8 protein-coding genes are annotated in these 7,916 nt (G+C 72.9%); 4 read left to right on the top strand and 4 right to left on the bottom strand.

What is annotated here, in order from left to right:
• Nucleotides 1-120 precede the first annotated feature (120 nt).
• From ADK86_RS33070 to ADK86_RS33060, 3 genes are all read right to left on the bottom strand, one after another.
• A complete protein-coding gene (locus ADK86_RS33070) occupies nt 121-1,059 on the bottom strand; it encodes a M56 family metallopeptidase (protein ID WP_053699922.1) in 939 nt (312 codons plus the stop codon).
• Nucleotides 1,060-1,222: 163 nt separating this feature from the next.
• Nucleotides 1,223-1,810 carry a DUF5134 domain-containing protein gene (locus tag ADK86_RS33065; RefSeq protein WP_053699921.1) on the bottom strand — a complete coding sequence of 196 codons (588 nt, stop codon included), beginning with the start codon at nt 1,808-1,810 and terminating at the stop codon, nt 1,223-1,225.
• Between the two features lie 209 nt (nt 1,811-2,019).
• A complete protein-coding gene (locus ADK86_RS33060; RefSeq protein ID WP_030598639.1) occupies nt 2,020-2,412 on the bottom strand; it encodes a VOC family protein in 393 nt (130 codons plus the stop codon).
• Between the two features lie 196 nt (nt 2,413-2,608).
• Here ADK86_RS33060 and ADK86_RS33055 point away from each other — a divergent pair, with 196 nt between their 5' ends.
• Nucleotides 2,609-3,142, top strand: coding sequence for a GNAT family N-acetyltransferase (locus ADK86_RS33055; protein ID WP_053699920.1), 534 nt, complete (start codon nt 2,609-2,611; stop codon nt 3,140-3,142).
• A gap of 30 nt (nt 3,143-3,172) precedes the next feature.
• Here ADK86_RS33055 and ADK86_RS33050 read toward each other — a convergent pair whose 3' ends face one another.
• A complete protein-coding gene (locus tag ADK86_RS33050) occupies nt 3,173-3,856 on the bottom strand; it encodes a glycerophosphodiester phosphodiesterase (RefSeq protein WP_030598635.1) in 684 nt (227 codons plus the stop codon).
• A gap of 741 nt (nt 3,857-4,597) precedes the next feature.
• On the opposite strand from ADK86_RS33050, the gene ADK86_RS33045 reads away from it, so the two are divergent.
• Genes ADK86_RS33045 through ADK86_RS33035 form a run of 3 tightly spaced genes read left to right on the top strand, consistent with a single transcriptional unit; the run spans nt 4,598 to nt 7,871 of the window.
• Nucleotides 4,598-5,995, top strand: a complete 1,398-nt coding sequence (locus ADK86_RS33045) for a DUF6421 family protein (RefSeq protein WP_053699919.1) — start codon at nt 4,598-4,600, stop codon at nt 5,993-5,995.
• A 47-nt stretch (nt 5,996-6,042) separates the two neighbouring features.
• Nucleotides 6,043-6,804 carry an SDR family NAD(P)-dependent oxidoreductase gene (locus ADK86_RS33040; protein ID WP_078952420.1) on the top strand — a complete coding sequence of 254 codons (762 nt, stop codon included), beginning with the start codon at nt 6,043-6,045 and terminating at the stop codon, nt 6,802-6,804.
• On the top strand, nt 6,801-7,871 hold the full coding sequence (locus ADK86_RS33035; RefSeq protein ID WP_324611433.1) for a low specificity L-threonine aldolase: 1,071 nt from the start codon (nt 6,801-6,803) through the stop codon (nt 7,869-7,871). Before ADK86_RS33040 ends, ADK86_RS33035 begins: the two co-directional genes overlap by 4 nt.
• Nucleotides 7,872-7,916 lie beyond the last annotated feature (45 nt).

Here is a 7,916-nt window from a genome sequence, read left to right as displayed (position 1 = left end):
GTGCGGGGGCGGGCCTGGAGAGCATGGGGAAATCTTCGCCGAGGGGAGCGGGAAGGGCCAGCTAGCCCCGTACGAAGGTACGTTCGTACGTCCGGGCGTCCTCCCCGCTCCCGCGCTCCCTCAGTACGTCAGCGCGCTCAGCCCCGGCATGAACGTCACCAGCAGCGGAACCGCCGGGACCAGCGCCGCGATCGCCGTCATCCGCAGGCGCCGGCCGGGTGTGAAGCGGGGCGCGGGGGCCAGCAGCCGGTGCACGCGGTCCGGGACCTCGGTGCACTGGGCGGGGCACGGGCCGAACACCCCGCGGTCCTCGTTGAGTTCGACCAGGGCCAGGGCAATCGTCAGCCGTCCGAAGCGGCGCGAGGCCACGTCGTCGGCGGCCAGCTCGACCAGCCGGTGCACCTGGTCGCGGAACGCCGCGAAGACCGGGACCTGCGGGAATCCGGCCGCCAGCGCCGACGCGCAGTGCAGCAGGACGTCGTGCCGGGCCCGCGCGTGGCCCTGCTCGTGGGCGATCAGCGCATCGAGTTGACGGCCCTTCAGTCGGCGCAACGCCGCAGTGGTGATGACCAGTTGGGGCGTCGCGCCGGGCAGCCACCACGCCTCGGGGCGGTCGCCCTCCAGGACGACGAGCCGGTCCCCGGCCCGCTCCTCGCCGGGCAGCAGCGGAGCGCGCCGCACCAGGTCCGTACGCCGCTGCCGCCGCCGGGCGCGGGCGCCGCGCACCTCCCGGGTGAGCATGACGGCCGTCCAGGCGCCGCCGCCCGCCAGTACCCCGGCCAGCACGCCGGACCAGGGCCCGTACGCCTTGAGCGCGTACGCCTCGACCACGACGCGCGGTGCGTGGCTGAACAGCTGGCTGCGTACGGCTTCCCAGGCGGCGGCGCCGCTCAGCGACATCGCCAGGACGCAGCACAGGAGAACGGCGGCGACCACGCACTGCCACACCCACAGGGCGAGCACCGGTTCGCGGTCGGGCCAGTCGGCGCGGGCCATCAGGCGCGGCGCCATCGCCGCAGCCAGCGCGCCGAGCATCATCAGCGCGAGGGGGACCATCATGGGCGTCAGCCTATGAGCGCGCGGCTGCCGCCAGGTATGGAACGGCACCGGAAGTGACGTATACCACCGGCGCCGGTGGCGCGGGTGGTGCGCGAGGGACGGACGGCCGCCCAACCGGCCCTGGCGCGCGCCGGTTCGGGGTGCCGGCGTCGGCAGCGGGACGTCAAAGAGTCAACAGCATCGCGAACATCCCGATGCCCATCGCCACGCGGCACGCGCCCACCACCTCCGGCCACGCGGCCCGCACGGGCGCGATCTCGGTGTCCGCCGTACCCGGGGCGGCCGAGGGGGCCAGGCGGACTCCGGCGGCGACGACGTACACCGCGTAGTACGCCAGCAGCAGCCCGGTGAGCAGCGGCAGCCCGCCAGGCCCCATGGAATCCATCCCCTCCATGCTTCCTGTGTGCGCTGCGTGCCCGCCGCTTAGCGGACTGCCGCCGGGGACGGCCACCATCGCCAGCGCCATGTAGACCATCGCCGCCGCGCCCACCGCGTGGTGCGGGTGCCGCCGTAGCAGCGCCCACAGACCTGCCGCGCCGAAGACGACGGCGAACACCCATGGCGTCCAGGGCGGCTGCGCCACCGTGGCGGCGGGGAGCGCCATCACCGCCATGCCGAGCCCCATCAGCGCTTCGCCGCGCGCTTCCCGGCGCTGCGCGGCCGTACCCCGGCGCACACTCGACAGGCAGTACGCGCCCGCCCCGGCGCACAACAGCACCAGCAGCCAGCCGACCCATGACGGTCCGTGCACGGCGTCCTCCCCGCAAGCCGTACGGCGGTCGCGTGCGGACCACGCACACAGCGCGCGGCGTCACACGGAGCCCGGTACAGCCGCATGGTGCCCCGCGGGCGGCCCGGAAACGCCCGCCGGAAACCGGGAACGGGGAGCGCACGGGCGCAAGAGGGGAGCACGGCGGCCCGGGAGGGGGCCGTGAGTACGGGTGGGGCCTGCCGGCGACCTCAGATGCCGGGGCGGTACCGCAGCGGGTGGTCCGCCGGGACCTGCGTCAGCACGATCCGGTGGCCGTCCGGGTCCGCGATCCACATCTCGATCAGCCCCCACGGCTCCTGCACCGGCGGGCGCAGGATCTCCACGCCGTGGGCCTTCAGCTCCTCGTGCGCGGCGGCGGCATCGGCGACCTGGAGCCACAGCTGGAGCGTGGCGGTCGGGGGCTCTGCGGAGCGGCCGGAGACCTCCAGGAAGCCGCCGCCGAGGAAGTACACCGTGCCGCGCTCGGGGCCGGTACCGAATTCGCGATAGATCTCCAGGCCCAGCGCGCGCCCGTAGAACTCCCGCGACCGCTCGGGGTCGGACGGCCGCACCAGCACCCTGCTGCTCAGTACATGCACCATGCTGCGGACCCTACGCCGCCGGGCCCGCGGGCCATGGCCGCGGGGCCGCATCCGGCCCGGCGAAGCCGCCGCACGCGGACCGGACCGGGCGGCGGGCCCGCGGGTCTTGTTAGCCTCCGGTACGGCCGTACGCGTGCGCCGCCCCGCACCCCGGTCCGTACCGCCGCGCCGAGCCACCGGAGAGGACGCCCCGCCCATGACGACCGTCGAGCTGACCTACCGAGCCGCCACCGAGGCCGACGTCCCGGCGCTCGTCGCGCTGATCGAGTCCGCCTACCGCGGCGACGCGAGCCGGGAGGGCTGGACCACCGAGGCGGACCTGCTGGAGGGGCAGCGCACCGATCCGGAGGGTGTCGCCGCGGTGGTGGGCGCCCCGGACAGCGTGCTGCTGGTCGCCGAGAACGCGGGGGAGGTCGTCGCCTGCTGCCAGCTCGAACACCGCGGTGATCATGTGTACTTCGGTATGTTCGCGGTCCGACCCGGCCTTCAGGGCGGCGGCCTCGGCAAGGTCGTCATGGCCGAGGCGGAGCGCACCGCGCGCGCCCGGTGGAACGCCGCCGAGATGCGGATGACCGTCATCCGGCAGCGCTCCGACCTGATCGCCTGGTACGAGCGCCGCGGGTACCGGCGCACCGGCACGATGTTCCCGTTCCCGTACGGCGACGAGCGGTTCGGCATTCCGCGGCGCCCCGACCTGGAATTCGAGCTGCTGGTCAAGACGCTGGACTAGGGCTGCCGGGCGGGCACCGCCCGGCCCGCCTCACGCCGTGAACCGCACCGCCCGCCGGATCTCCGGGAAGTCGGTGACCACGCCGTCCAGCCCGAGCCCGCGGCTGAGCCGCAGCTCGTCGTGGGTGTTCACGGTCCAGCCCAGGACGCGCAGGTCCGCCGCGTGGGCCCGCTCCACCAGCTCCAGGGTGAGCCGGCGGATGTCCAGGGAGAGCGCCGAGGCGCCGACGGCCAGCGCGCGGTCCACCACGTCGGTGCCGTAGTGCTCGGCGACCAGCGCGGTCCGTACGCCGGGCAGCAGCTCGCCGACCGTGGCCAGCGCCGCGTCGTGGAAGGAGATCACCTCGACCCGGGCGGTCAGGTCGCGGGCGCGCAGCACGTCCACGAGCGCCCGGGCGGCGGCCACGTCCTTGATCTCCGCCTGGAGCGGCGCCCGCACCGCGTCCACGATCTCCTCGAACACCGGGACGCGCTCGCCGTAACCCGCGTCCAGGTCGCGCAGCTCGGCGAGGGTGCGGTCGGCGACCGGTCCCGTCCCGTCGGTCGTGCGGTCCACGTCCGCGTCGTGCATGACCACGAGCGCGCCGTCCTTGCTCAGGTGCAGGTCCAGCTCGATGACGTCGAGACCTTCGCGTTCGGCGCGGACGAACGAGCGCAGGGTGTTCTCCGGCTCGACGCCCATCATCCCGCGGTGTCCGATGGTGAGAAAGGACAAGGCTGCCTCGTTTCTGTCGGTGTGCTGCCGGACCGGTGCCGCCCGCCGGCCACGGCTGCCCCGCCCGCGCCGCGCGTGGACCACCGGCTGCTCTCGAAACGGCGCACAGCCTAACGGGCGCCCCAAAGCGCCGGAACGGTGTCGGACAGCCCTGCGACATGGCCGGAACGGGGGCTTGCCACGCCCGGGGCGGGCGCCGGGGGAGCGCCGGAAGTCCGGTGCGGATCACGGGTGTTCGGGTGCCGCGGCTGCCGTGCGGCGGGCGGTGCCGTCCGATCCGTCCGGGGTGTCCGGTGACGCGTCGGTGTCACCCGTGCGTGGGCGAGTCCGCCGGGGGCTGACGCACCCGTACGACGCCGCGGCCGGCGCGGCCCCAAGAGGGCTCCTGCGTCGCCGGGTGCACGGAACCGGTCAGGGACACCAGCCGGGCGCCGGGGCGGCTGCCCGCCGGGCGGCCGGAATTCGACCGGATCCGGTCGCTTCCCGACCACTGCTGAGCGTCCCGCGTCCGTAGTCGCCACGTCGCGTCCCGTATACGGCGGCCGATTCCGGGTACGTGCTGCAGGATGCGCGGCAGGCATGGTTCCGTCGGACAGAAACTTCCGCATCTTCGCAAGCGGGCAGGAAAAAAGTGCGTGACCATGGGGGTCGGGCAGAACATTTTCCTCTGGAGCTCTTGAGAAGTCGAAGACCCCCTGGATACCGTGGCGGCACAACAGGATCTCCTGCCGGAGGGTAGTCATGACGGAAATTCTTTCGCCTGTGGGTGCCCCAGGCGCCACCGCCACCGCAGAGCGTGTGGTGCGGCACCCGGCGTGGCCGGTGCTGAAGGACGCCATCGAGACCATCCGCCCGTGGCAGTCCAAGGACGGCTCGATCGACTTCGCCGCCGAGGGCGCGCCCGCCGCCGACGCCGTCCGGCACGAGGTCGAGCGCGCGATATCGGCCATCGAAGAGCTGGCGCCGCTGCTCCCGCACGACGCCGCCTACCACCGGGCGCTGGTCGCGGACCTGCGCCGCTGGGCCGACGACGGCTTCGCCGTACCGGACTTCCTGGACTCCCTGCTGGCCTTCCACCCCGCGCGGCAGCGCTCCGACGGCCTCCAGCACCTGGTCGTCTTCCCCATGTACACGCAGAACGGCAACCCGGACCGCAACTTCGAGGCGGTCGTGCTGCGCATGGTCTGGCCCGAGTGGCTGGCCGACCTGGAGCGCACCCGCTACGACAACCCGATGTTCTGCGGCATCACCTTCGAGGACTTCACCGCCGGGTACGACACCAACTCCGCCGTCCTCTTCCCCGAGACCATCGCCGTGCGCGAGGCACCCGAGCGCTTCACCTGGGGCGGCATCTTCTGCGACCGCGAGGCCGCCCGCTTCCGCCGGGTCAGCGAGGCCGCGGTGGCGACGCTGGGCGTCGAACTGCCCGACGACATCCGCGCGATGCTCGCCGACCAGCAGCGCTGCCAGGAGGCGTTCGTCCTGTGGGACATGGTCCACGACCGCACCCACAGCCACGGCGACCTGCCCTTCGACCCCTTCATGATCAAGCAGCGGCAGCCGTTCTGGATGTACGGCCTGGAGGAGCTGCGCTGCGACCTGACCGCCTTCAAGGAGGCCGTGAAGCTGGAGGCCGAGGGCGTCCGCCAGGCCCGCGACGTCCAGTACGCGGTCATCTTCGACCGGCTGTTCCGCTTCCCCGTCACCGGTGACCGGGTACGCAACTACGACGGCCTCGGCGGCCAGCTGCTCTTCGCCTACCTGCACCGGCACGACGTCGTACGCTGGACGGACAACACCCTGCACATCGACTGGGAGCGGGCCCCGCAGGTCACCAACCAGCTGTGCGGCGAGATCGAGAAGCTGTACCGGGACGGCATCGACCGGCCCAAGCTGGTCCACTGGTTCGCCGCCTACGATCTCGTCTCGACCTACCTCGCCCCGCACCCCGGCTCGACCTGGGCCAAGGGGCCGGACGCCCTCGACCTCGACAAGCCGCCGCGCAAGCTCGTCGACGACGTCCTGCCGGACGAATTTCCGCTCAGCATGTTCTACGAGGCCCTCGCCAAGAAACTGCGCGGCGTGATTGCCTCCACGAAGGGCATCACGGCCCACAGCGACATGCCGGTGGCGGTGTGAGCGCCGGCGGCACCCAGGGCAGGCCGGAGCACGAGGAGACGAGGGACATGAGTACTGCGACCAACGGCCAGGGGCCACTGGAAGGCGCGGTCATCGCGGTGGCCGGGGCGGCGGGTCCCGCCGGGCGGGCGACGCTGCTGCGGCTGGCCGAGGCGGGCGCGACCGTGGTGGCCGCCGACGCGGACGCCGCGCGGCTGGCGGAGGCGGTGGACGCCGCGCGGTACGCGCACGGCGGCGCGACCGTCACCGGCGACACCGTCGACCTGCTGGACCTCGACGCGACGCGCGCCTGGGCCGACCGTACGGAGAAGGAGTTCGGCCGGATCGACGGGCTGGTGCACCTGGTCGGCGGCTGGCGCGGCTCCGCGTCGTTCGCGGAGACCGACCTCGGCGACTGGGACCTGCTGGAAAAGCTCCTCATCCGTACGGTCCAGCACACCTCGCTGGCTTTCCAGGCCGCGCTGGAGCGCTCCGGGAACGGGCGGTTCCTGCTGGTCAGCGCGGCGGGCGCGAGCAAGCCGACGGCCGGTAACGCCGCGTACGCCGCCTCCAAGGCCGCCGCCGAGGCGTGGACGCTGGCCCTCGGCGACGCCTTCCGCAAGGCCGGGGGCGAGGCGGGGCCCAAGGCGGCGGCTGCCATCCTGGTCGTCAAGGCGCTCGTCAACGACCAGATGCGCGCCGAGCGCCCGAATGCCAAGTTCGCGGGCTTCACGGACGTCAAGGACCTGGCCCAGGCCGTCAGCGGCGTCTGGGAGCGGCCCGCCCAGGAAGTGAATGGACAGCGTCTGTGGCTGACCCCCGAAGCGTGACCGAACGCAAGACCGACGCCCAGCGGCACCACGACCCGGCGGTGCGCGGTTTCGCCAGCGACAACTACGCGGGTGTGCACCCGGAGGTGCTGGCGGCCATCGCGCTCGCCAACGGCGGTCACCAGGTCGCCTACGGCGAGGACCAGTACACCGAGCACCTCCAGCGCGTCATCCGCAGCCACTTCGGGCAGACCGCCGAGGCGTTCCCGGTCTTCAACGGCACCGGCGCCAACGTGGTCGCCCTCCAGGCGATGACCGACCGCTGGGGCGCGGTGATCTGCGCCGAGAGCGCGCACATCCACGTCGACGAGTGCGGCGCCCCCGAGCGCGTCGGCGGGCTGAAGCTGCTGACCGTACCGACCGAGGACGGCAAGCTCACGCCCGAGCTGATCGACCGGCAGGCGTACGGCTGGGACGACGAGCACCGCGCCATGCCGCAGGTCGTCTCGATCGCCCAGAACACCGAGCTGGGCACGGTCTACACCCCCGACGAGGTGCGGGCCATCTGCGAGCACGCGCACGAGCGCAACATGCTGGTGCACCTGGACGGCTCGCGGATCGCCAACGCCGCCGCGTCGCTGGACGTCCCGATGCGGGCGTTCACCAACGCGGTCGGTGTGGACGTGCTCTCCCTCGGCGGCACGAAGAACGGCGCCCTGTTCGGCGAGGCCGTGGTGGTCATCAACCCGGACGCGGTACGCGCGATGAAGCACGTACGCAAGATGTCCATGCAGCTGGCCTCCAAGATGCGCTTCATATCCGCGCAGTTCGAGGCCCTGCTGGCCCGCGACCTGTGGCTGCGCAACGCCCGGCACGCCAACACGATGGCCAAGCGGCTCGCCGCCGGCGTCCGTTCGGTCGACGGTGTGGAGATCCTCTACCCGGTGCAGGCCAACGCCGTCTTCGCGCGTCTGCCGCACGATGTCACCGAGCGCCTGCAGAAGCGTTACCGCTTCTACTTCTGGGACGAGGCGGCCGGCGATGTCCGCTGGATGTGCTCCTTCGACACGACCGTGGAGGACGTGGACGGGCTGGTGGACGCCCTGCGGGAGGAGATGGGGCGGTAGGCCGCGCGACGGACGGCGCGCCTGGCAGCTGACCGCGGTCAGCTG

The organism is Streptomyces sp. NRRL F-5755, assembly GCF_001279365.1.
GTDB classification, from domain to species: Bacteria; Actinomycetota; Actinomycetes; order Streptomycetales; family Streptomycetaceae; genus Streptomyces; species Streptomyces rimosus.
Note: the sequence above shows the minus strand (reverse complement) of the source record. Positions and strands in the feature narration are given on the sequence as shown.

Excerpts from the sequence above, each read along its gene's own strand:
- ADK86_RS33070 (WP_053699922.1), bottom strand. The coding sequence starts at position 1,059 with ATGATGGTCCCCCTCGCGCTGATGATGCTCGGCGCGCTGGCTGCGGCG.
- ADK86_RS33060 (WP_030598639.1), bottom strand. The coding sequence starts at position 2,412 with ATGGTGCATGTACTGAGCAGCAGGGTGCTGGTGCGGCCGTCCGACCCC.
- ADK86_RS33055 (WP_053699920.1), top strand. The coding sequence starts at position 2,609 with ATGACGACCGTCGAGCTGACCTACCGAGCCGCCACCGAGGCCGACGTC.
- ADK86_RS33045 (WP_053699919.1), top strand. The coding sequence starts at position 4,598 with ATGACGGAAATTCTTTCGCCTGTGGGTGCCCCAGGCGCCACCGCCACC.
- ADK86_RS33040 (WP_078952420.1), top strand. The coding sequence starts at position 6,043 with ATGAGTACTGCGACCAACGGCCAGGGGCCACTGGAAGGCGCGGTCATC.